The 23,396-nt window shown below is 60.2% G+C and carries 21 protein-coding genes; 12 read left to right on the top strand and 9 right to left on the bottom strand.

From position 1 onward, the window contains the following. The first annotated feature begins 55 nt into the window (after positions 1 to 55). Positions 56 to 511, top strand: a complete 456-nt coding sequence (locus PspS34_RS27145; protein WP_090452091.1) for a YaiI/YqxD family protein — start codon at positions 56 to 58, stop codon at positions 509 to 511. A 119-nt stretch (positions 512 to 630) separates the two neighbouring features. On the opposite strand, the gene elbB is transcribed toward PspS34_RS27145, so the two are convergent. Continuing rightward, the gene (gene elbB, locus PspS34_RS27140; RefSeq protein WP_057712804.1) at positions 631 to 1,299 is read right to left on the bottom strand and encodes an isoprenoid biosynthesis glyoxalase ElbB; all 669 of its coding nucleotides are present in this window, start codon (positions 1,297 to 1,299) and stop codon (positions 631 to 633) included. 115 nt (positions 1,300 to 1,414) lie between these two features. Between elbB and PspS34_RS27135 the strand changes: the two genes are divergently transcribed. Continuing rightward, positions 1,415 to 2,647 carry a sterol desaturase family protein gene (locus tag PspS34_RS27135; protein ID WP_154860916.1) on the top strand — a complete coding sequence of 411 codons (1,233 nt, stop codon included), beginning with the start codon at positions 1,415 to 1,417 and terminating at the stop codon, positions 2,645 to 2,647. On the opposite strand, the gene PspS34_RS27130 is transcribed toward PspS34_RS27135, so the two are convergent. Continuing rightward, positions 2,631 to 3,263: a DedA family protein gene (locus PspS34_RS27130; RefSeq protein WP_057712806.1), complete on the bottom strand. Its 633-nt coding sequence runs from the start codon at positions 3,261 to 3,263 to the stop codon at positions 2,631 to 2,633. The two genes, PspS34_RS27135 and PspS34_RS27130, sit on opposite strands and share 17 nt — an antisense overlap. A 208-nt stretch (positions 3,264 to 3,471) precedes the next feature. Here PspS34_RS27130 and hemB point away from each other — a divergent pair, with 208 nt between their 5' ends. Both hemB and ppk1 read left to right on the top strand, forming a co-directional pair. Next, positions 3,472 to 4,485, top strand: a complete 1,014-nt coding sequence (gene hemB / locus PspS34_RS27125; protein WP_102669342.1) for a porphobilinogen synthase — start codon at positions 3,472 to 3,474, stop codon at positions 4,483 to 4,485. Between the two features lie 18 nt (positions 4,486 to 4,503). Beyond that, entirely contained in the window at positions 4,504 to 6,732 is a 2,229-nt protein-coding gene (ppk1, locus tag PspS34_RS27120) for a polyphosphate kinase 1 (protein ID WP_150813728.1), read from the top strand. A gap of 166 nt (positions 6,733 to 6,898) precedes the next feature. Here ppk1 and ppx read toward each other — a convergent pair whose 3' ends face one another. From ppx to PspS34_RS27095, 5 genes are all read right to left on the bottom strand, one after another. Next, a complete protein-coding gene (ppx, locus tag PspS34_RS27115) occupies positions 6,899 to 8,401 on the bottom strand; it encodes an exopolyphosphatase (RefSeq protein WP_154860917.1) in 1,503 nt (500 codons plus the stop codon). 234 nt (positions 8,402 to 8,635) lie between these two features. Continuing rightward, the gene (locus tag PspS34_RS27110; protein ID WP_150813730.1) at positions 8,636 to 9,373 is read right to left on the bottom strand and encodes an amino acid ABC transporter ATP-binding protein; all 738 of its coding nucleotides are present in this window, start codon (positions 9,371 to 9,373) and stop codon (positions 8,636 to 8,638) included. Beyond that, positions 9,360 to 10,010 (bottom strand): amino acid ABC transporter permease, encoded by a 651-nt coding sequence (locus tag PspS34_RS27105; protein ID WP_057712811.1) that lies wholly within the window; start codon positions 10,008 to 10,010, stop codon positions 9,360 to 9,362. Before PspS34_RS27105 ends, PspS34_RS27110 begins: the two co-directional genes overlap by 14 nt. Beyond that, complete coding sequence (locus PspS34_RS27100) at positions 10,007 to 10,675, bottom strand: amino acid ABC transporter permease (protein ID WP_150813731.1); 669 nt, start codon at positions 10,673 to 10,675, stop codon at positions 10,007 to 10,009. The genes PspS34_RS27105 and PspS34_RS27100 overlap by 4 nt, the downstream gene beginning before the upstream one ends. A 22-nt stretch (positions 10,676 to 10,697) precedes the next feature. Then, entirely contained in the window at positions 10,698 to 11,483 is a 786-nt protein-coding gene (locus PspS34_RS27095; protein ID WP_150813732.1) for a transporter substrate-binding domain-containing protein, read from the bottom strand. 255 nt (positions 11,484 to 11,738) lie between these two features. Between PspS34_RS27095 and PspS34_RS27090 the strand changes: the two genes are divergently transcribed. From PspS34_RS27090 to PspS34_RS27060, 7 genes are all read left to right on the top strand, one after another. Next, a complete protein-coding gene (locus PspS34_RS27090) occupies positions 11,739 to 12,446 on the top strand; it encodes a FadR/GntR family transcriptional regulator (protein ID WP_150813733.1) in 708 nt (235 codons plus the stop codon). 120 nt (positions 12,447 to 12,566) lie between these two features. Continuing rightward, positions 12,567 to 12,896, top strand: coding sequence for a thioredoxin TrxA (gene trxA, locus PspS34_RS27085; protein ID WP_003206727.1), 330 nt, complete (start codon positions 12,567 to 12,569; stop codon positions 12,894 to 12,896). A gap of 248 nt (positions 12,897 to 13,144) precedes the next feature. Next, complete coding sequence (rho, locus tag PspS34_RS27080; RefSeq protein WP_057712815.1) at positions 13,145 to 14,404, top strand: transcription termination factor Rho; 1,260 nt, start codon at positions 13,145 to 13,147, stop codon at positions 14,402 to 14,404. Between the two features lie 182 nt (positions 14,405 to 14,586). Then, positions 14,587 to 16,584, top strand: coding sequence for an acyltransferase family protein (locus PspS34_RS27075; protein ID WP_154860918.1), 1,998 nt, complete (start codon positions 14,587 to 14,589; stop codon positions 16,582 to 16,584). A gap of 69 nt (positions 16,585 to 16,653) precedes the next feature. Beyond that, on the top strand, positions 16,654 to 18,120 hold the full coding sequence (gene ubiD, locus PspS34_RS27070) for a 4-hydroxy-3-polyprenylbenzoate decarboxylase (protein ID WP_008048693.1): 1,467 nt from the start codon (positions 16,654 to 16,656) through the stop codon (positions 18,118 to 18,120). After that, complete coding sequence (locus tag PspS34_RS27065) at positions 18,120 to 19,088, top strand: CDP-6-deoxy-delta-3,4-glucoseen reductase (protein WP_090452076.1); 969 nt, start codon at positions 18,120 to 18,122, stop codon at positions 19,086 to 19,088. The genes ubiD and PspS34_RS27065 overlap by 1 nt, the downstream gene beginning before the upstream one ends. A gap of 311 nt (positions 19,089 to 19,399) precedes the next feature. Further along, entirely contained in the window at positions 19,400 to 20,068 is a 669-nt protein-coding gene (locus PspS34_RS27060; RefSeq protein ID WP_090452075.1) for a gamma-glutamylcyclotransferase, read from the top strand. Here the strand turns inward: PspS34_RS27060 and glpT are convergent. Beyond that, positions 20,044 to 21,393 carry a glycerol-3-phosphate transporter gene (gene glpT, locus PspS34_RS27055; protein ID WP_008048696.1) on the bottom strand — a complete coding sequence of 450 codons (1,350 nt, stop codon included), beginning with the start codon at positions 21,391 to 21,393 and terminating at the stop codon, positions 20,044 to 20,046. The two genes, PspS34_RS27060 and glpT, sit on opposite strands and share 25 nt — an antisense overlap. Positions 21,394 to 21,803: 410 nt before the next feature. Then, the gene (locus tag PspS34_RS27050; RefSeq protein ID WP_154860919.1) at positions 21,804 to 22,781 is read right to left on the bottom strand and encodes an NADPH:quinone oxidoreductase family protein; all 978 of its coding nucleotides are present in this window, start codon (positions 22,779 to 22,781) and stop codon (positions 21,804 to 21,806) included. 150 nt (positions 22,782 to 22,931) lie between these two features. On the opposite strand from PspS34_RS27050, the gene PspS34_RS27045 reads away from it, so the two are divergent. After that, on the top strand, positions 22,932 to 23,339 hold the full coding sequence (locus PspS34_RS27045) for a flagellar basal body-associated protein FliL (protein WP_032829534.1): 408 nt from the start codon (positions 22,932 to 22,934) through the stop codon (positions 23,337 to 23,339). Positions 23,340 to 23,396: the final 57 nt, after the last annotated feature.

Genomic DNA, 23,396 nt, shown 5'->3' with positions numbered 1-23,396 from the left:
GTTAACCTGTGGGAGCGTGGCTTGCCCGCGATGCTTTTCAACAGAGGAAAATTCAATGCGTGTGTGGATCGATGCCGACGCCTGTCCTCGGGCAGCCAAGGATCTGGTGGTGAAGTTCGCTCTCAAGCGCCAGTTCGAAGTGGTGCTGGTGGCCGGGCAGCCGCAGACCAAGCCGGGGCTGGCACTGGTCAAGCTGATCGTGGTGCCGAGCGGCCCGGATGCGGCCGATGACTACCTGGTGGAACACGCGGTGCCTGGTGAGCTGGTGATCTGCAGCGATGTGCCGCTTGCCGATCGTCTGGTGAAGAAGGGCGTGGCAGCGCTCGACCCACGGGGCAAGGAGTTTGATGCGCAGAACATGGGCGAGCGGCTGGCGGTTCGCAACCTGTTCACCGATTTGCGCGAACAAGGGCAAATGGGCGGAGGGCCAGCGCCGTTTGGCGACCGTGAGAAGCAGGCGTTTGCCAATGCGCTGGACCGGATTCTCACACGTTTGGCACGCAGTTCTTAAGACCAGTGGCGAACCCTGTGGGAGCGAGCTTGCTCGCGATAGCGGACTTACAGACAACATCGATGTTGAATGTGCTGGCCCCATCGCGAGCAAGCTCGCTCCCACAGTTTTGGAGGGTGTCAGGCGTCGTTTTCGTGGGTCAGTTCCAGTACCCGGTCTACCAGTTTGTTGATGCCTGAAGCCGCTTCACTGATCGATTGCGCCAGCATGTAAGCCGGTGTGCTCACCAGTTTGCGCGCCTTGTCCTCGACGATGTCACTGACCGCGCAATCGGTATGGGTCGCGCCCATCTTGTTCATCGCAGCTGCCGTGTCGGTGTCGTTGCCTATGGTGCAGGTGACGCCAGGGCCGTAGATCTTTGCCGCCAGGGCAGGGGAGATGCACATCAACCCCACCGGTTTGCCGGCCTCGGCAAAGGCTTCGGTCAGTGCCAGGACATCCGGTTGAACGGTGCAGGCGGCGCCTTCGATGGCGAAGCTGGACAGGTTCTTGGCCGAGCCGAAGCCGCCGGGCACGATCAGCGCATCGAACTCATCGACGTTCGCGTCTCGGATATCCTTGATGTTGCCCCGGGCAATCCGCGCCGACTCCACCAGCACGTTGCGCGATTCGGGCATTTCTTCGCCGGTCAGGTGGTTGATCACATGCAACTGCGCGATGTCAGGTGCGAAACACTGCACCTGGGCCCCGCGCTGGTCCAGGCGCAGCAGGGTGATGACGCTCTCGTGGAGCTCGGCGCCGTCGTACACGCCACAACCGGAAAGGATCACTGCAACTTTTTTGCTCATGGGCTTTTCTCCAGATTCATGGCGTTAAATGTCCACTAATTTGTCCCGCGTTGCCATAGGGTTAATTCACGGCTGCACATAGCATCTGTCCTCAAGATTCCGATCAGGGCGCGTCATGGACTTCATTCTGTATGCGGTGCCGTTTTTCTTTGTGCTGATCGCCGCCGAGCTGCTGGCCGACCGTTGGCGCGGGGTGAGCAATTATCGGGTGGCAGACGCGATCAACAGCATCAGCACCGGCGTGCTGTCGACCACCACGGGTCTGTTGACCAAGGGGGTGGGGCTGGTGACCTACGCCTTTGCCCTCAAGCACTTGGCGTTGTTCGAGTTGTCGGCCGACAGCATCTGGACCTGGGTGTTTGCCTTTGTCTTCTACGATTTCTGCTACTACTGGCTGCATCGCATGGGTCACGAGCGCAACATCCTCTGGGCCGCCCATTCGGTGCATCACCAGAGCGAGGACTACAACCTGTCCACGGCCTTGCGCCAGACCAGTACCGGCTTCCTGCTGGGCTGGATCTTCTATCTGCCGATGGCGGTGTCCGGCGTGCCGCTGCTGGTGTTCGTCAGCGTCGCGGCGCTGAACCTGCTGTACCAGTTCTGGGTGCACACGCGGCACATTCCCAAGCTTGGCTGGTTCGAATGGTTCTTTGTCACGCCGTCCAATCATCGGGCTCACCATGCACAGAATGCTCTCTACATGGATCGCAACTACGGCGGCGTGTTCATTATTTGGGACCGTCTGTTCGGCTCGTTCCAGGAAGAAGACGACAACGAGCCGGTGATCTTCGGCGTGACCACGCCACTGGCGAGCTGGAACCCCGTGTGGGCGAACGTGCAGTTCTACGCGCAGTTGTGGGCAGATGCGCGTCGTGCGGAAAGCACCTGGGACAAGCTGCGGATCTGGTTCATGCGCACCGGCTGGCGCCCGGCGGAGGTGGCTGCCGGATACCCGATGAACAAGCCGGACCTGAGCCAGTTTCGCAAATTCGAGGTGGCGCTGGGCGGGCGTCAGCAGCTCTACGTCCTCCTGCAGTTCTGCGTCTATATCGCGCTGGGCAGTTACTTGATGAATCTTGAGCCGAAGCTGTCCGTCGTCGCCCTGGCGTTGGGCTGGGGAGCGGTGGCGTTCGGTCTGTTTGTGCTGGGCGTGGCTCTGGAGAATCGCCCGTGGGCGTTGAAGCTGGAGCTGGTGCGGCTGGCGTCGAATCTGCCATTGGTATGGCTGGCCCCGATGGTGGGGCTGTGGCCGGCCAGCGCCGTGGGCTGGGTCGGCCTGTTCAGTTACAGTCTGTTGAGCGGCATCGGTCTCTACTGTTGCAGAAACCGCATCACTCGGCTGGCGTAGTAGGGCCTTCGGCTTTGGTTCGTTCGGCCTTCAGGGCTTGTTCGTCGGCGTAGACCTGCTTGGCCAGGCGGGCATTCTTGAAGCGCCGACGCAGCCACAGCACGAAGCCCAGGACCAGCAGCGCACCGAGCACCCAGAGTTCATACTTCTTCACACTGCCGAGCATGCCTTCGAGCACCGCACCGAAATGGTACGCGGCCGCTGCCAGGGCTGTGGCCCAGATCGCTGCGCCAATGCCGTTGAGCAACAGGTACCGGCCCGGCGGATAGCCCGACAGCCCGATGGCCACCGGCATGACCGTGCGCAAACCGTAGACGAAGCGGAAGCTCAATACCCAGATGTCCGGGTGCTTGCGAATATGTTCCAGCGCCCGGTCACCCATCATCTGCCAGCGGGGTTTGCGCGCCAGGAGCTTGCGGCCGTGTTTGCGTCCCAGGAAATACCACAGTTGGTCGCCGGCATAGCTGCCGAAGAAGGCCACGACCACCACCAGGTTGATGTCCATGTATCCACGGAACGCGAGGAAGCCCGCGAGTACCAGGATGGTTTCGCCTTCGAAGAACGTGCCTAGAAAAAGGGCAAAGTAGCCGAAGTCATGCAGAAATTGTTGGAGCATTGTCTGGGTGCTGGCGAAATGAACGCGCAGCCTAACCCTTCGGACACATTCAGGAAAGTGTCCAAATGTGTCTCGACGTGAACATTTCCTACAACGACAATGGAATGCGGCTACCTGTCACAGGGGTGCACACAACTGTAATACGTTCGTCATAATGGCCGCTTATAACTGTCACGCTCGCCCGTAAGCGCGGGCTCAGGAGTCTGCCGTGAGCTTTACCCCCGCCAACCGTTTGTTCCCTGCAACCCGCCTGCGCCGCAATCGTCGTGACGACTTCTCGCGTCGTCTGGTCCGTGAAAACGTCCTGACCGTCGATGACCTGATCCTGCCGGTGTTCGTACTGGACGGTGAAAACCGTCGCGAAGCGGTGGCTTCGATGCCGGGTGTCGAACGCCTGACCATCGATTTGTTGCTGGAAGAGGCGGCCAAGTGGGTCGAACTGGGGATACCGGCGCTGGCACTGTTCCCGGTGACGCCAGCGGAACTCAAGTCCCTGGACGCCGCCGAAGCGTGGAACCCGCAAGGCATCGCCCAACGCGCGACCCGTGCGCTGCGTGCGCAATTCCCGGAGCTGGGCGTGATCACCGACGTTGCCCTGGACCCGTTCACCACCCACGGCCAGGACGGCATTCTTGATGAAGAAGGCTACGTGCAGAACGACATCACCGTCGACGCACTGGTCAGGCAAGCCCTGTCCCACGCTGAAGCCGGCGCTCAGGTCGTGGCCCCATCGGACATGATGGACGGTCGCATCCAGGCGATCCGCGAAGCTCTCGAAGTGGCCGGTCACGTCAATGTGCGGATCATGGCCTACTCGGCCAAGTACGCCAGTGCCTATTACGGCCCGTTCCGTGATGCGGTCGGTTCGGCGCTGAATCTGGGCAAGGCCAACAAGGCCTCCTATCAGATGGACCCGGCCAACAGCAACGAAGCCCTGCACGAAGTGGCGGCGGACTTGTCAGAAGGTGCAGACATGGTCATGGTCAAGCCAGGCATGCCGTACCTGGACATCCTGTGCCGGGTAAAAGAAGAATTCAAAGTGCCGACTTTTGTTTATCAAGTCAGCGGCGAATACGCCATGCACATGGCGGCGATCCAGAATGGCTGGTTGGGCGAAGGGGTTATCCTCGAGTCCCTGACCGCTTTCAAACGTGCAGGGGCTGATGGCATCCTGACGTACTTCGCCGTTCGTGCCGCTCAATTGTTACGAGAGCAAAAATAGCCCTCCCAGGAACATTCGATGAATACCGAAGTGCTCACTGAAGTTGCCGTAAAAGACGCTCAGCCTGTGGTGGAGCAAGTCGACGAGACCCCGCCGGAGCTGGAGCCAGCTCCGCCCGCGGCGGTCGTCGAAACCGCCGTGACAGCGCCGGCGCCAGCGCTGGCCATTCCCGGTCTGGATGACAGCAGCCTGTACATCCACCGCGAGCTCTCGCAACTGCAGTTCAACATCCGCGTGCTGGAGCAGGCGCTGGACGAGTCCTATCCATTGCTGGAACGGCTGAAGTTTCTGTTGATCTTCTCCAGCAACCTGGACGAGTTCTTCGAAATTCGTGTCGCGGGCCTCAAGAAGCAGATCACCTTTGCCCGTGAACAGGCCGGCGCCGATGGTCTGCAACCGCATCAGGCCCTGGCCCGCATCAGCGAACTGGTCCATGGTCACGTCGATCGCCAGTACGCGATCCTCAACGACATACTGTTGCCGGAACTGGAAAAGCATCAGGTCCGCTTCATCCGTCGCCGTAACTGGACGGCCAAGCTCAAGACCTGGGTCCGTCGCTATTTCCGTGACGAGATCGCGCCGATCATCACCCCGATCGGCCTCGACCCGACGCACCCGTTCCCGTTGCTGGTGAACAAGAGCCTGAACTTCATCGTCGAGCTCGAAGGCATCGACGCCTTTGGCCGCGATTCCGGTCTGGCGATCATCCCGGCGCCACGCCTGTTGCCGCGCATCATCAAGGTGCCGGAAGAAGTCGGCGGCGCCGGCGACAACTATGTCTTCCTGTCGTCGATGATCCACGCCCACGCCGATGACCTGTTCCAGGGGATGAAGGTCAAGGGCTGCTACCAGTTCCGCCTGACCCGTAACGCCGACCTGGCGCTGGACTCCGAAGACGTCGAAGACCTGGCCCGTGCCTTGCGCGGCGAACTGTTCTCCCGTCGCTATGGCGATGCGGTGCGTCTGGAAGTGGCCGACACCTGCCCGAAACACCTGTCCGACTACCTGCTCAAGCAATTCAACCTGAGCGAGACGGAGTTGTATCAGGTCAACGGTCCGGTGAACCTGACGCGGCTGTTCAGCATTACCGGCCTGGACAGCCAGCGCGAGCTGCAATACCTGCCGTTCACTCCGCAGATTCCAAAACTGCTGCAGAACAGCGAGAACATTTTCAGCGTGATCAGCAAGCAGGACATCCTGTTGCTGCACCCGTTCGAGTCGTTTACCCCGGTGGTCGACCTGCTGCGCCAGGCCGCCAAGGACCCGCACGTGCTGGCGGTGCGCCAGACCCTGTACCGCTCCGGTGCGAACTCGGAAATCGTCGATGCGCTGGTGGATGCGGCGCGTAACGGCAAAGAGGTCACTGCGGTGATCGAACTGCGCGCACGGTTCGACGAAGAGTCCAACCTGCAACTGGCCAGCCGTCTGCAAGCGGCCGGTGCGGTGGTGATCTATGGTGTGGTCGGCTTCAAGACCCACGCAAAGATGATGCTGATTTTGCGGCGCGAAGCGGGTGAAATCGTGCGTTATGCGCACCTCGGTACGGGTAACTACCACGCCGGCAACGCCCGCCTGTATACCGACTACAGCCTGCTGACCTCCGACGACGCCTTGTGCGAAGACGTCGGCAAACTGTTCAGCCAGTTGATCGGCATGGGTAAGACGCTGCGCATGAAGAAACTGCTGCACGCGCCGTTCACCCTGAAAAAGGGCATGCTCGACATGATTGCCCGCGAAACCCAGTTCGCCCTCGACGGCAAACCGGCGCACATCATTGCCAAGTTCAACTCGCTGACCGATCCGAAGATCATCCGCGCACTGTACAAGGCCAGCCAGTCGGGCGTGCGCATCGATCTGGTGGTGCGTGGCATGTGCTGCCTGCGACCGGGCATCGCCGGGGTTTCCCACAACATCCACGTGCGTTCGATCATCGGCCGCTTCCTGGAACACACCCGGGTCTTCTATTTCCTCAACGGTGGCGACGAGCAGATGTTCCTGTCCAGTGCCGACTGGATGGAACGCAACCTCGACAAGCGCGTCGAGACTTGCTTCCCGGTGGAGGGCAAGAAGCTGATCATGCGGGTCAAGAAAGAACTGGAGTTGTATCTGACCGATAACACCCACAGTTGGAGCCTGCAGTCGGACGGCCGTTACATCCGTAACACTCCGACCGGCAACCAGAACCCGCGCAGCGCCCAGGCGACATTGCTGGAGCGTTTGGGCAGTCCGATCCTGGCCGTCCGGTAACGACTGCAACCTGTGGGAGCGAGCTTGCTCGCGATGACGGTGTGTCAGGCAACGATGTATTGATTGACCATCCCCCATCGCGAGCAAGCTCGCTCCCACAGGGGATAGTGGCGTTTGCAGAATCGCATACAAAAAAAGGCCTTCCGAAGAAGGCCTTTTTTCAATTTCAGCGAGCGCTCAACACGATGTCGACCCGGGTCAGCCATTGCGCTTCGATTTCGAAGTCGGCCTGGGTCAGTTGGTTTTCGTCCAGCCAGTTCTCCGGGAACACCACTTCCAGGCTGTTGCCATAGGCATTCAGTTCCACCTGGGGCATTTGCTGGGTGCCACGGATGTGGTGGAACAGGATCGCAAAGCGCAGCAGTACGCACAGGCGAATCAGCTTGATGCCGTCATCGCCGAAATCGGCGAACTTGTCCTTGGGAATGTTGCGTCGGTGACCGCGTACCAACAGCGCGAGCATCAACTGGTCTTCGCGGGAGAACCCGGCGAGGTCCGAATGCTCGATCAGGTAGGCGCCGTGCTTGTGGTACTGGTAGTGAGCGATGTCCAGGCCAACTTCATGGACCTTGGCCGCCCAGCCGAGCAGTTCGCGCCAGACGCCGTCTTCCAGATCCCAGTCCGCGGCCACCTGATCGAACGCATGCAGCGCCTTGCGCTCGACCCGTACCGCCTGTTCCTGGTCGACGTGGTAGCGCTCCATCAGCGAAGTGAGGGTGCGTTCGCGCACGTCTTCGTGATGATGGCGGCCCAGCAGGTCATAGAGCACGCCTTCGCGTAGGGCACCTTCGCAGTGATCCATGCGTTGCAGTTCCAGGGAGTCGAAGATCGCTTCGAGGATCGCCAGGCCGGCCGGGAAAATCGCCCGGCGATCCGGCTTGATACCTTCGAAATCGATTTTTTCGACGTCGCCCAGCTTGATCAGTTTGCGCTTGAGCCAGGCCAGGCCCTCGGCGTTGACCTCCCCGGTGCCGTAGCCGCCAGCCTTCAGCGCCAGGCCGATGGCGCGGATGGTGCCCGAGGAGCCGATGGCTTCATCCCAGGTCAGGCGATGCAGGGCATGCTCGATGCTCATGATCTCCAGCCGTGCTGCCGTGTACGCCTGGGCGTAACGGGCCGGGGTGATCTTGCCGTCCTTGAAATAGCGCTGGGTGTAGCTGACGCAACCCATCTGCAGGCTTTCGCGCAGCAGCGGTTCGAAGCGCTGGCCAATGATGAACTCGGTACTGCCGCCACCGATGTCGGCCACCAGGCGCTTGCCCGGGGTGTCGGCGAGGGTGTGGGACACGCCGAGATAGATCAGGCGCGCTTCTTCACGACCGGAAATGACTTCCACCGGGTGGCCGAGAATTTCTTCGGCGCGACGGATGAATTCGGCGCGGTTGCGGGCTTCACGCAAGGCGTTGGTGCCCACGATTCGCACGGCGCCGGTGGGCATACCGCTGATCAGTTGGGCGAAACGCTTGAGGCAATCGAGCCCGCGTTGCATCGATTCTTCGTTGAGGTGGCGCTCTTCGTCGATGCCGGCGGCCAGCTGAACCTTCTCCCCGAGACGCTCGAGAATACGGATCTCGCCGTTCTGGGCCTTGGCCACGACCATGTGAAAACTGTTGGAGCCCAGGTCGATTGCGGCGATCAGGGACAGATTCTTGGCTTTGGATTGCGGCATGGTCAGGGGTCTCGGTCGATAACCTCGACATCGTGCCACGATCAAAGGCTGGCGCCAACGCGTAGGAGCTGTCGAAGGCTGCGATCTTCTGCCGCGGGAATATTTGCGGTGCTGCTGATGGCCTCTTCGCGAGCAAGCCCGCTCCCACATTTAACCGCGTACCTCAGTAACAACGCGGTCAACTGTGGGAGCGGGCTTGCTCGCGAAGGCGGCCTTCCGGTCAACAAAGATCTATCAGCCCGCCGCCTCAACCGTCCCAATAAAATTCGCCAGCTCCGCCGTCTGCGGATTCGCGAACAGAATCTTCGGATCCCCAACCTCATGCACCTTGCCCTGGTGCATGAACACCAACTTATCCCCAACCTCCCGGGCGAAGCGCATTTCGTGGGTGACCATGATCAGCGTCATGCCTTCCCTGGCCAGTTGCCGGACCACGCTCAGCACTTCGTTGACCAGTTCCGGGTCCAGTGCCGAGGTGATTTCGTCACATAGCAAAACCTTCGGCGACATCGCCAGTGCCCGGGCAATCGCTACCCGCTGTTGCTGCCCGCCCGACAGCCGATCAGGGAAGGCATCGAACTTTTCTCCCAGTCCGACCCTTTCCAGCATCTGCCGCGCCAGTTCGGCGGCCTTGGCTTTCGGCACTTTTTGCACCACTTGCGGTGCGAGCATGACGTTTTCGCCCACGGTCAGGTGCGGGAACAGATTGAACTGTTGGAACACCATGCCGACTTTCTGCCGCAGGCTGCGCAGGTCGGCGCGGGCGGCGTCGAGGTACTCGCCGTCGACTTCGATCACTCCGTCGTTGATTGACTCCAGGCCGTTGAGGGTGCGCAGCAAGGTGGACTTGCCCGAGCCACTACGGCCGATGATCGCCACCACCTGGCCTTCCTCGATGCTCAGGTCGATGCCTTTGAGCACATGGTGATCGCCATAGTATTTATGCAGGGCGGAAATTCTAAGCAGAGGCATGCAGTCTCCTTTCCAGGTATCGCGCACTGAGCGACAAGGGGTAGCAGAGCAGGAAGTAGCCGAGGGCGACGAGGCCGTAGACCATGAACGGTTCGAAGGTGGCGTTGGCGAGCATGCCGCCGGTCTTGGTCAGCTCGGTGAAGCCGATGATCGAGGTGACGGCGGTGCCTTTGACCACTTGCACCGAAAACCCCACTGTCGGCGCCACGGCGATGCGCAGGGCCTGGGGCAGGATCACATGGCGCAATTGTTCTAGCGGGTTCAGCGCCAGGCTCGATGAGGCTTCCCACTGGCCGTTTGGAATCGAATCGACGCAACCGCGCCAGATCTCCGCCAGATAAGCACTGGTGAACAACGTCAGTGCAATCGCCGCGGCCATCCACGGCGAAATCTCGATCCCGGCCAACGCCACGCCGAAAAACACCAGGAACAGCTGCATCAATAGCGGTGTGCCCTGAAACAGTTCGATGTAAGTGCGGGCGAAACTGCGCGGCAAGGATTTTTTCGAGATGCGCATGACCATGATCAGTAAGCCAATCAGTCCGCCGCCAATGAACGCCACCAGCGACAGCGCCAGCGTCCATTGCAGGCCCGTGAGCAGGTTGCGCACGATGTCCCAGAAAGTGAAGTCGCTCATCGGCTGCTCCTTGCGATGAAGCGGTGGCCAAGCCAGTTCAGCAACTGGCGGATCAGCAGCGCCATGCACAGGTACAGCAGTGTGGTCAGGGCGTAGGTTTCAAAGGCGCGGAAGTTGCGCGACTGAATGAAGTTGGCGGCGAAACTCAGCTCTTCCGTCGCGATTTGCGAACACACCGCCGAGCCGAGCATCACGATGATGATCTGGCTGCTCAGGGCCGGCCAGACTTTGCCCAGCGCCGGCAGCAGCACCACATGACGGAACGCTTCGAAGCGCGTCATCGCCAGTGCCGCTGCGGCTTCCAGCTGACCCCGGTGGATCGACTGGATGCCGGCGCGGATGATCTCGGTGGAATAGGCGCCGAGGTTGATGACCATCGCCAGCACCGCCGCCTGCCATTCGGAAATCTGCACGCCCAGGGACGGCAAGCCGAAGAAGATGAAAAACAACTGCACCAGAAATGGCGTGTTGCGGATCAACTCGACGTAGACCGCGAAAATCCCCGCGAAAGGCCGGATGTTCCACGCCCGCACCAGCGCCCCGACGATGCCCAGCCCCACGCCGAGCACAGCGCCGATGGCGGTCAGCTCAAGGGTGAACAACGCACCGCGCAGCAACAGATCGGTGTTGTTCACCACCGGCAGGAAATCGAACTGATAAGCCATAAAACGTCTCCAGCGCGCCGAATCAGAGATCGGCCGGCAGCGGTTCTTTCAGCCAGGTCAGGGCGTTCTTTTCCAGCGCGCCGTCGCTCTTGGCGGTCACAAGAATCTGGTTGACCTTGTCCAGCAGCGCCGACTCGTTCTTGTTCACGCCGACGTAGACCGGTGAGTCCTTGAGCTTCACTTTCAGCGCCGGCACGCGTTTCGGGCTCTTCTCGCTGATGGCGACCATCACCACGTTGCCGCTGGCGATCAGGTCGACTTGCCCGGCCAGGTACGCGGCAATGGTCGAGTTGTTGTCTTCGAAACGCTTGATGGTCACGCCTTCGGGGGCGACCTTGGTCAGCTCGATATCTTCGATGGCACCACGGGTGACGCTGATGGTCTTGCCCTTGAGATCGTCCAGGCCCTTGATGTCGGCGTCTGGCGGACCGAACACGGCAAGGTAGAACGGCGCGTAGGCGCGGGAGAAGTCGATGACTTTTTCGCGCTCCGGGTTCTTGCCGAGGCTGGAGATCACCAGGTCGACCTTGCCGGTGGTGAGGAACGGGATGCGGTTGGTGCTGTTGACCGGCGTCAGTTCGAGTTTGACCTTGAGCTGGTCGGCCAGCAGTTTCGCGGTGTCGATATCGAGGCCGCGGGGTTTCATGTCCGGGCCGACCGAGCCGAATGGCGGGAAGTCCTGGGGCACGGCCACCTTGAGGACGCCGCGCTTGACCACATCCTCCAGACCATCGGCGTGGGCGGGTGCCAGGCTCAGCATCAGGCTGGCGAACAAGGCTGCGAGGAGGGCGCTGTAACGCTGGGTCATGGCAAATCTCCGGATCGGCAAGAAGTGATTTCTGCGGATCGACAGAGCATGGGCCATGCCAACATGGGGTTTTGAGGGCGCCAGGGCACGGTTTTACTGGCGTCGCACGGTCTTACTGGTCTGAACAGTCAGGTTGCTTTTCGCACCCCGATGGCGCAGCCGTGAAAATCTCCGAACCCCCATGGGGCACGACTTGCCGGACGTCGCGAATAGCTTTACAACTGAGCGCACATTGGCTGGTTCGTCTGGAAAATCATGAACTCGATCTCCCGCGCCGTACCTGAAGTGGCGCTGCAAGCCATCCGCAAACTGATTACCGAACAGGGCTTCGGGCCGGGGGATGCCTTGCCCTCGCAACGGGACCTGGCGGTGCAATTGGGGGTCAGTCGGGCGTCGTTGCGCGAGGCGTTGTCATCGCTGAGTGCGCTGGGGGTCATCAGTATCCAGCCGGGCAAAGGCGTATTCGTGCAATCGCCCGTGGAGCTACCGCGGGGCGATGCGGCGCCGGGCTGGCCGTTCGCGGCGCAGGCTTCGCCGTTGGACATCTTTCAGTTGCGCTATGCGCTGGAGGGTTTTGCTGCGGGGTTGGCGGCCGGAACCTTGAGCACCGACGAACTCGATGCGCTGGAAGACAATGTCGCCGCCATGCGCAATGAGCTGAAGTCCGGCGACTTCGAAGCCGCGGCCCGGCTGGATTTCGAATTCCACCGCCGCATCCTGCTGGCCAGCGGCAATCAGGCGATGCTGAGCATCCTGACCGCCAGCGCCGACATCTTCCTGGAAAGCCAGAAGCTACCGTTCATCCGGGTCGAGCGGGCCATGGAAACCTGGCAGGAACACCGCAAAATCCTTCGTGCGCTGGCTCGCCGAGCGTCTGGCGCCGCGCAAAAGGCCATGCAAGAGCACGTACGTAACGCCGCGTTGCGCACCGGAATCGCGTTCATCGCTCCCGCCACTTCATGACCTGAGCTATACCCAAACTCATGGATCACCATAGCGAGACTCAATCATCTGCACCTTCCTGAACGAGGGAAGGACCGCTATGATGGGCCACGTTTTTTTGCTTACAACCTGGAGAATTCCATGAGCAGCGATCTTATCAAACACGTTAGCGACGCTAGCTTCGAGGCCGACGTACTCAAGGCCGAAGGCGCTGTACTGGTCGATTACTGGGCTGAATGGTGCGGCCCTTGCAAAATGATCGCTCCTGTTCTGGACGAGATTGCCGAGACTTACAAAGGCAAGCTGACCGTTGCCAAGCTGAACATCGACGAAAACCAGGAAACCCCGGCCAAGCATGGCGTGCGCGGTATCCCGACCCTGATGCTGTTCAAGAACGGCAACGTTGAAGCGACCAAGGTCGGCGCACTGTCGAAGTCGCAACTGGCTGCATTCCTCGACGCCAACATCTAAGCGTCGTTGCAAAGTGTCCTGAAAAAGCCCCGCAAATAGCGGGGCTTTTTGCGTATTCAGGGCTAGACGCTCCTAAACTCAGATGGTACATTCGGCCCCGCACTGGTTTCTCCATTGCCCCCTGCTAGCCGTCGCCGACGCACTCCTTTTCGAATAAGTACGCGATCCTGTCGCCTTCTCCGCGGCGCGGCCTCATTAAGCCAAAAGCTTAATTTCCCCCCCTCCATAAATGATTACGTCATTCCTATATGAATCTGACTGAACTCAAGCAAAAGCCGATTACCGAACTGCTCGAATTGGCCGAACAGATGGGCATAGAAAATATGGCCCGTTCGCGCAAGCAGGACGTGATTTTCTCCCTGCTCAAGAAGCACGCGAAAAGCGGTGAGGAAATCTCCGGTGATGGCGTGCTGGAGATTCTCCAGGACGGCTTCGGCTTCCTGCGCTCCGCTGACGCTTCCTATCTCGCAGGTCCAGACGATATCTACGTCTCGCCGAGCCAGATCCGCCGTTTCAACTTGCGCACCGGTGACACCATCGTTGGCAAGATCCGCCCTCCAAAGGAAGGCGAGCGTTATTTCGCGCTGCTCAAGGTCGACACGATCAACTTCGACCGTCCGGAAAACGCGAAGAACAAGATTCTCTTCGAGAACCTGACCCCGTTGTTCCCGACCGTGCGCATGAAGATGGAAGCCGGTAACGGTTCCACCGAAGACTTGACCGGTCGTGTCATCGACCTGTGCGCCCCGATCGGTAAAGGCCAGCGCGGTCTGATCGTTGCACCGCCGAAAGCCGGCAAGACGATCATGCTGCAGAACATTGCCGCGAACATCGCGCGTAACAACCCTGAAGTTCACCTGATCGTGCTGCTGATCGACGAACGTCCGGAAGAAGTAACCGAAATGCAACGCACCGTGCGCGGCGAAGTGGTTGCCTCGACGTTCGACGAGCCGCCAACCCGCCACGTGCAGGTTGCCGAAATGGTGATCGAGAAGGCCAAGCGCCTGGTCGAGCACAAGAAAGACGTGGTGATCCTGCTCGACTCCATCACCCGTCTGGCCCGTGCCTACAACACCGTGATCCCGAGCTCCGGCAAGGTACTGACCGGTGGTGTCGATGCCCACGCCCTGGAGAAACCGAAGCGTTTCTTCGGCGCCGCGCGGAACATCGAAGAAGGCGGCTCGCTGACCATCATCGCCACCGCGCTGGTTGAAACCGGCTCGAAGATGGACGAAGTGATCTACGAGGAATTCAAAGGCACCGGCAACATGGAGCTGCCTCTGGATCGCCGCATCGCTGAAAAACGCGTGTTCCCGGCCATCAACATCAACCGTTCCGGCACCCGCCGCGAAGAGTTGCTGACCGCCGACGACGAGCTGCAGCGCATGTGGATTCTGCGCAAACTGCTGCACCCGATGGATGAAATTGCTGCCATCGAGTTCCTGGTCGACAAGCTGAAAACGACCAAGACCAACGACGAATTCTTCCTGTCGATGAAGCGCAAGTAACATCGCCCGTTGAGTTCAAGAGAATGGCGCCCCGGTGGGGCGCCTTTTTTTTGCCTGGGCCATGGGAGGTTTTTGATTGGCCAAGGTCAGTTGGTTAGCACTTCAACCAGCCGCGTTTGCAGTCATCTCCGGGGGCGATGCTCAAGCGCGCTGAAAATAACGATCTGACCGGTTTAATGTTTATGAGCTCACTGGCTTATCGAAGGGATATCGACGGCTTGCGCGCAGTGGCGGTGATCGCCGTCGTGCTGTTTCACTTTGGCGTTCCTGGGTTTACCGGCGGCTTTGTCGGCGTGGACGTGTTTTTCGTGATTTCCGGTTACCTGATCACGTCGATCATCTGGAATCAGCGCCAGGCCGGGCAATTCAGCTTCGTCGATTTCTGGGCCCGACGTGCGCGGCGGATTTTGCCGGCGTTGTTCGCGATGATCATTGCGGTGCTGGCGGTCGGCTGGTTTTTGCTGGCCCCGAAGGATTACGAAGAGCTGGGACGATCGGTGCGTTACCAGGTGATGTTCGTCTCCAACATCCTGTTCATGCGCCAGGACGGCTATTTCGATGTCGCCTCCGATCTCAAGCCCCTGCTGCACACCTGGTCGCTGGCGGTGGAGGAGCAGTTTTACATCGTCTTCCCGTTGCTGCTGACACTGCTGTCGAGCCGTCTCAAGCATTGGCGACTGGCGCTGTTCTGCGTATTGCTGCTGTCCTTTGGTTTGAGCGTGTGGGCTGTCACCCATCATCCGGAAAAAGCTTTCTTCCTGTTGCCTATGCGTGCGTGGGAGCTATTGGCCGGTGCGATGCTGGCGGTAGCGCCCAAGTCTGCATGGCGTCTCAAGCCGATGGCGGCGCAGTGGCTGAGCCTGCTCGGTATGTTGCTGATCCTGTTGGCGGTGTTCGGTTATGACAAGGCCACGCCATTCCCGGGTGTCGCGGCGTTGGTGCCGGTGTCAGGTGTGGTGTTGCTGATTCTGGCCAGCGGTCATCGTGAAACCTGGGTTGGTCAATTTTTGAGCAGTCGGATAATGGTCGGCCTCGGTCTGATTTCATATTCCTGGTACCTGTGGCACTGGCCGGTGTTCGTATTCTCCAGCTATGCCAGCGTCGGTGAAACGAGTGTTTTCGACAGTGCCGGGTTGATTTTACTGACGCTGTTGCTGGGTTATCTGTCGTGGAAATTCGTCGAAACCCCGTTTCGTGAGCGTCGCCTGCTCGCAGGGCGCCGGCAGATTCTGCTCGCTGGTGCCTGCGGCGTCCTGGTGCTCGGCCTGGCCGGACAAGCCTTGCGATGGACCGACGGCTTGCCATGGCGTCTGTCTGACCAGGCCCTGCAATACGCCAAGGGTCGCGAATGGCGGCCAGAGCTGATGGCCTGCCTGGCCGATGACAAGACGCCGGATGACAAGTTGTTCTGCCGTTATGGCGCGCAAAACCGCCTGCCCCCAGCGCTTGTCTGGGGCGATAGCCATGCCACGGCGTTGATTCCGGTTTTCGACGAGGGTGCCAAGGCCCATGGCGTCAATGTGATGCTCGCCAGTTCTGCTGGCTGTTTGCCTGTCGAAGGCCTGGAGCACGATGCGCGTTGTGCGCGGTTCAATCGACGTGTTGAACAGGCCCTGAAGCCGCAAGCTGTCAGCGATGTGGTGCTGGTCGCGCACTGGAGCCTATACCTCTACGGCGATGCCAAAGGTGATCTGGGCCACGTTCTGAAAAACGCTGACGGGCATTACGACCGCGCAATTGCCGAACAACGTCTGGCCGATGGCTTGCGTACCCGGGTCGCGCAATTGCGTGCCGGCGGGCATCGGGTCTGGCTGGTAAAAGAGGCGCCGTTGCAGGCCTTCAGCCCACCGTATCGCCTCACCCGTCTGGCAATGCTGGCCCGTCCGGTCGACGATGTCGGGCTGGCGCTCGCAGAGCATCACAAGCGCCAGGCATTCATCAGTCAATTGTTCGCACAATTGGCGCAGGACCCGGCGGTACAGGTGGTGGACCCGGCGCCAAGACTGTGTGATGCCAGCGGCCTGTGCCGCGCCGAACGCGGCGGCTACTCGTTGTACACCGATGACAATCACCTCTCGGAAGTCGGTGCGCGGTTCGTGGCGCCGATCCTCGAACCGCTGTTTGTCAGTCTGCAAGCCAGGGCAAACCCGGGGAAACCGCAGGTGAATGCATCCAGATAAGCAGCGATAAGCTGCCAGCGGCCGGCAGAGCAGGTAGGATGTACGCCTATTTTTCGGGTGCCATCATCAATGAAATTCAAGGATCTTCGGGATTTCGTGCAGCAGCTTGAGCAGCGCGGAGAGTTGAAACGCATCCAGATCCCCGTCTCTCCAGTGCTGGAGATGACCGAGGTGTGTGATCGCACGCTGCGTGCCAAAGGCCCGGCGCTGTTGTTCGAAAAGCCGACAGGCTATGACATCCCGGTGCTCGGCAACCTGTTCGGTACCCCCGAGCGGGTCGCCATGGGCATGGGTGCCGAGTCGGTCAGCGAGCTGCGCGAGATCGGCAAGCTGCTGGCGTTCCTAAAGGAACCCGAGCCGCCCAAAGGCTTGAAGGATGCCTGGTCCAAGCTGCCGATCTTCCGCAAGATCATTTCGATGGCGCCCAAAGTCGTCAAGGACGCGGTGTGCCAGGAAGTGGTCATCGAAGGCGACGACGTCGACCTGGCCATGCTGCCGGTGCAAACCTGCTGGCCGGGCGATGTCGGTCCGCTGATCACCTGGGGCCTGACCGTCACCAAAGGCCCGAACAAGGATCGCCAGAACCTCGGTATCTACCGTCAGCAAGTGATCGGTCGCAACAAGGTCATCATGCGCTGGCTGAGCCACCGTGGCGGCGCGCTGGATTACCGCGAGTGGTGCGAAAAGCATCCGGGCCAGCCGTTCCCGGTTTCCGTGGCCCTGGGCGCTGACCCGGCGACCATCCTCGGTGCCGTGACCCCGGTGCCCGACAGCCTTTCCGAATACGCCTTCGCAGGCCTCTTGCGCGGTAACCGCACTGAGTTGGTGAAGTGTCGCGGCAACGACCTGCAAGTGCCGGCCACCGCCGAAATCATCCTCGAAGGCGTGATCCATCCGGGCGAGATGGCCGATGAAGGCCCATACGGCGACCACACCGGTTACTACAACGAAGTCGACAGCTTCCCGGTGTTCACCGTCGAGCGCATTACCCATCGGATCAAGCCGATCTACCACAGTACCTACACCGGCCGTCCGCCGGATGAGCCGGCGATCCTCGGCGTGGCATTGAACGAAGTGTTCGTGCCGATCCTGCAGAAGCAGTTCCCGGAGATCACCGATTTCTACCTGCCGCCCGAAGGTTGCTCGTACCGCATGGCCATCGTGACCATGAAAAAGTCGTATCCGGGCCACGCCAAGCGGGTAATGCTGGGTGTCTGGTCGTTTTTGCGACAGTTCATGTACACCAAGTTCGTTATCGTCACCGACGACGATATCAACGCCCGGGACTGGAACGACGTGATCTGGGCCATCACCACGCGCATGGACCCCAAGCGCGACACCGTGATGATCGACAACACGCCGATCGACTACCTCGACTTCGCCTCGCCGGTTTCCGGCCTGGGGTCGAAAATGGGCCTCGATGCCACGCATAAATGGCCGGGCGAAACTACTCGCGAATGGGGCCGGGTCATCGTCAAGGATGATGCCGTGACCCAGCGGATCGATGCCATCTGGAATCAGTTAGGAATAGATTGATGCGTGTAACCTTGCAGCCCTCCGGAGCAGTACTTGAGATATTGCCCGGCGAGCGGATTCTCGATGGCGCACGACGTCTGGGCTACGAATGCCCGCAAAGCTGCCGCAACGGCAATTGCCACGTGTGCGCGGCGCTGCTGGTGGAAGGCCGGGTCGAGCAGGCTGGCAATGTGCGTGACCATGGCGAGTTCTACACTTGCATAGCGGAGCCGCTGGAAGACTGCATCGTGCTGTGGGATGGCGTGCTCGCGCTGGGAGAACTGCCGGTGCGCAGCGTGTCGTGTCAGGTCATTGAGTGCAAGGAGGTGGGCGGCGACACCTGGCGCGTGCGTCTGCGGGCTCCGGCCGGCAAACCGCCGCGCTACCACGCTGGCCAGTACCTGATGATCGAACGGGAGAACGGCGAAAAGTCCGCATTCTCCCTCGCCTCGGCACCGCATGCGGGGCGCGACCTGGAAATCCACGTACTGGCGCGCGAATCCAGTGCGCTGAGCCTGATCGAACAGCTCCAGCGCAACAGTATGGTGCGGGTCGAATTGCCGTTCGGCGATACCCACCTGGAGGAGTTGCCGGAAGGTTCTCTCGTGCTGATCGCCGCGGGTACCGGCATGGGCCAGATCCACAGTCTGATCGAGCATTGCCGGGCTTCGGGTTTCAAGCACCCGGTGCATCTGTATTGGGGCGTGCGTCGTCCTGAAGATTTTTATCAGATCGAGCATTGGGACGAATGGCTGAAGTTGCCCAACCTGTTCCTGCACAAGGTCGTCAGCGATCAATGCGGTTGGGAAGGGCGGTGCGGCATGTTGCATGAAGCGGTCTGTGAAGACTTCCCTGACCTCAAGCCGCTACACGTGTACGCCAGCGGCTCTCCGGCCATGGTCTACGGCACGCTGGATGCTCTGGTGGAAGCGGGAATGGATGCTCATCAAATGCGCGCCGATGTGTTTGCGTACGCGCCGCGGTCTTGATCTGCCCCGACCACCTTGTAGGAGCGAGCCTGCTCGCGATGGTCGTTAACGATTACTCGGGCAGTCAGGCTACCCGCAGCGTTCTTGATTCCATCGCGAGCAGACTCGCTCCTACAGGTATATAACTCCACATATAGCCAATCGGCATTTATAAATTTTTATAAATATCGGTAGGTTATATGTTGTGCAGGCAATTCATTAAGAACTGTGCAATGCCATTTAAATTGCCTTAAAACTTATGTGCCTTATTGTTACAGCCGTGCGTTCTATTAAGTAATTCTTCACCCGCGGGGAGCTGAACGCTATTCGCCATGAGCGCCATTGAATCTGCTTTTTTGAATCTGGCTTACCCTCCGCGGCTCGATCTGGGGCCGCAGCTCACTCACGAACAACTGCTCAGCTCGATGCAATCGACCATGGCGCGCCACAAGGGCGGGCCGGTGTGGCTGTTTGCGTATGGCTCGCTGATCTGGCGCCCTGAATGCACGGCGGTTGAGCGGGTTCGCGGCCGGGTGCATGGCTACCATCGCGGGTTGTACCTGTGGTCCCACGAACATCGCGGCACACCGGAAATGCCCGGCCTGGTGTTTGGCCTGGATCGCGGCGGCTCTTGCAGCGGTTTCGCCTATCGCTTGCCCGAAGAGCAACTCGAAGCCTCGCTCTACGCACTTTGGCAGCGCGAGATGCCTTTCCCTTCCTACCGCCCGCACTGGCTCAACTGCCGCCTCGACGATGGCAGCCAGGTTCAGGCATTGGGCTTTGTGCTGGAGCGACACCTGCCCAGCTATGCCGGTAACTTGCCGGACCATGTGCTGAGCCATGTGTTCGAAAACGCCTGCGGGCGCTACGGCACCACTCGCGATTATGTCGAGCAGACCGCGCACGCCCTTCGTAGCCACGCCATGCCAGACCGGAATCTGGAGGCGCGGCTCAAGCGCTGTAAATCAAAGGCCGATCAAGCGAGTGCTTCGCGGCCCTGACTGGCGATTTGTTTGTGCCGTAGTGTCGGGGCCAGGAAGGCCATCGCCAACAGGCAGGCACCGACCAGCAGCACGAAACCGCCGTCCCAACCGAAATGGTCCACGGTGTAGCCCATCGCTGCACTGGCCGCGACCGAACCGCCCAAGTAACCGAACAGACCGGTAAAGCCCGCCGCCGTACCGGCAGCTTTCTTCGGTGCCAGTTCCAGCGCCTGCAGGCCGATCAGCATCACCGGGCCGTAGATCAGGAAGCCAATGGAAAGCAGCGCGATCATGTCGACCATCGGATTGCCGGCCGGGTTGAGCCAGTAAACCAGCGTCGCGACCGTCACCAGCGCCATGAACACCATGCCGGTCAGGCCACGGTTGCCACGGAAGATCTTGTCCGACATCCAGCCGCACAGCAGCGTGCCCGGGATACCTGCCCACTCGTAGAAGAAGTACGCCCACGAGGTTTTATCCACCGTGAAACCCTTGGCTTCCTTCAGGTAGGTCGGTGCCCAGTCCAGCACGCCGTAACGCAGCAGATAGACAAAGACGTTGGCCAAGGCGATGTACCAGAGCATTTTGTTGCGCAGCACGTATTTGACGAAGATTTCCTTGGCGCTGAATTCCTCTTCGTGGCTGGCGTCGTAGCCTTCCGGGTAGTCGTTCTTGTATTGCTCGATCGGCGGCAGGCCAACCGATTGCGGGGTGTCGCGCATGGTCACAAAGGCAAACACCGCTACTGCCAGCGCCACGGCTGCCGGCACGTAGAACGCGGCGTGCCAGTCATTGAACAGCCCCATGCCGATCAGGAACAACGGGCCGATCAGGCCACCGCCGACGTTGTGCGCCACGTTCCAGACGGACACCACGCCGCCACGTTCCTTCTGCGACCACCAGTGCACCATGGTCCGGCCACTCGGCGGCCAACCCATGCCCTGCGCCCAGCCGTTGATGAACAGCAAAATGAACATCATGGTCACGCTGGACGTCGCCCAGGGCGCGAAACCGAAAATGAACATCACCCCAGCCGATACCAGAAGACCGAATGGCAGGAAGAAGCGCGGGTTGGAACGGTCGGACACCAGGCCCATGAGAAACTTCGACAGACCGTAGGCAATCGCGATGGCGGACATCGCCAGACCCAGCTGGCCACGGGAGTAGCCCTCATCGATCAGATACGGCATGGCCAGGGAGAAGTTCTTGCGCAGCAGGTAGTAACCGGCATAGCCAATGAAAATGCCGGCGAAAATCTGCCAGCGAAGGCGTCGGTAGGTGCTGTCTATTTTTTCTTCAGGCAATGGAGCCTGATGTGCGGCAGGACGAAAGAAAGCAAACATTCAAGAGCTCCAGATTTCTTGTTTTGACTGCGGATACGAATGTTACAGTTTCGTTACCGAAAATAGCACCGGTTCTCATCGGCAAAACAGCGGAAATGTTGGAAGTCGCGCGTTCCTTTATGAACATGTCGCTCAGATGTAAATGAAGGGCGTTGTAGGAAGCGTTACCTGCTTTCGGTTTTCAGCTGGACCCGCAGTTACCTGACCCACTCGCTTTCACCGACTCAATTGCCGGAAGAGAAACGTCTGGCTCTGATTGCCAAGCTCAATGCCAGCGTCCGTTCGATTGTGCAGCGGTGTAGCGCACATCCGGCGAGTCGGTATGTGCGGTTTTTGCCGGAGGAGATTCGGGTGTTGCTTTGACGGCAATAAAAGCGCGGCTACATGGCCGCGCTTGTTTGCAGAGAGATTCAGCGAACCTGCACCACCACTTTCCCCACCGCTTTACGCTGGCCAAGGTCATTGATCGCCTGCGCCGCATTGCTCAGCGGATACACCCGGGACACCAGAGGCTTGAGCTTGCCTTCGGCAAACCAGCCAAACAACTGCTGGAAGTTCGCCGTGTTGTCCTGCGGCTGGCGTTGGGCGAACGAGCCCCAGAACACGCCGAGCACTGCCGCACCTTTAAGCAAGGCCAGGTTGACCGGCAATTCGGGAATGCGACCGCTGGCGAAGCCGACCACCAGCAAGCGGCCGTTCCAGGCGATGGCGCGGATGGCCTGGTCGAACAGGTCGCCGCCGACCGGGTCGTAGATCACGTCGGCACCCTGGCCGTCGGTCAGACGCTTGATTTCGTCCTTCAGGCTGGTTTCGCTGTAGTTGATCAGTTCGTCGGCGCCGGCGGCCTTGGCCACGGCGAGTTTCTCTGCGCTGCTGGCCGCCGCGATCACCCGGGCGCCCATGGCTTTGCCGATTTCCACCGCCGCCAGGCCGACGCCGCCGGAAGCACCCAGTACCAGCAGGGTTTCGCCCGGTTGCAGGTTGCCGCGCTGCTTGAGGGCATGCATCGAGGTGCCGTAGGTCATGCTGAAGGCGGCGGCGGTGTTGAAGTCCATCGATGGCGGGATCGGCAGTGCGTTGTAGCCCGGCACGGCGACCTGCTCGGCAAAGCTGCCCCAGCCGGTCAGGGCCATGACCCGGTCACCGACTTTCAAGTGGCTGACTTTTTCACCCACTGCGCTGACCACGCCGGCCGCTTCACCACCCGGCGAAAACGGGAAGGGCGGCTTGAACTGGTATTTGCCCTCGATGATCAACGTATCGGGGAAGTTCACCCCGGCGGCGTGCACGTCCAGCAGGATTTCATTCTTCTTCGCGACAGGACTGGCGACGTCTTCCAGCACCAGCGATTCGGCAGGGCCGAAGGCTTTGCACAGCACGGCTTTCATCAGGGCTATTCCTTTGGGAGTGATGGCCGATAAGTGTAGGTGTGTGGGTCGATGGGTCAACGAGCATGCCCGGCCCTGATAGTCAGCCATAAGCTTGTGCTTGCGCGGCGGGTCGTTATGCTAGGCCGCAAACCGGATAAGGAGCGAATTTTGAAAGCGTGGATCATGTTGATGCTGGCCCTGTCTCTGCCTGTGGCAGCGGTGGCCGAAGAAGCCAAAGAAGATGCAGCTCCGAAGGTCAGTTACATCACCCTGAGCCCGCCGTTCGTGGGTAACTACGGGCTGGACGGCACGCCGAAACTCAAGGTCTACAAGGCCGATGTGGCGTTGCGGGTGACCGGTGACGAGGCCGCCAAGGCGGTGAAGGCCAATGAACCCTTGATCCGCAATCAATTGGTCGCACTGTTCGCCCAGCAGACCACCGAGACGATGAACAACGTCGAGGCCAAGGAAAAGCTGCGTCAGGAAGCCCTGAAACAGACCCAGCAGGTGATGAACGACGAAACCGGTAAGCCGGTGGTTGAGGATTTGTTGTTCAACAACCTGATCATTCAGTAAGAACTCTGCTGTCCGGGCCGGCCTCTTCGCGGGCAAGCCCGCTCCCACAGGTTTCTT

It is taken from the genome of Pseudomonas sp. S34 (genome assembly GCF_009866745.1).
GTDB classification, from domain to species: Bacteria; Pseudomonadota; Gammaproteobacteria; order Pseudomonadales; family Pseudomonadaceae; genus Aquipseudomonas; species Aquipseudomonas jessenii.
This window is presented reverse-complemented; position numbering and strand designations above follow the sequence as displayed.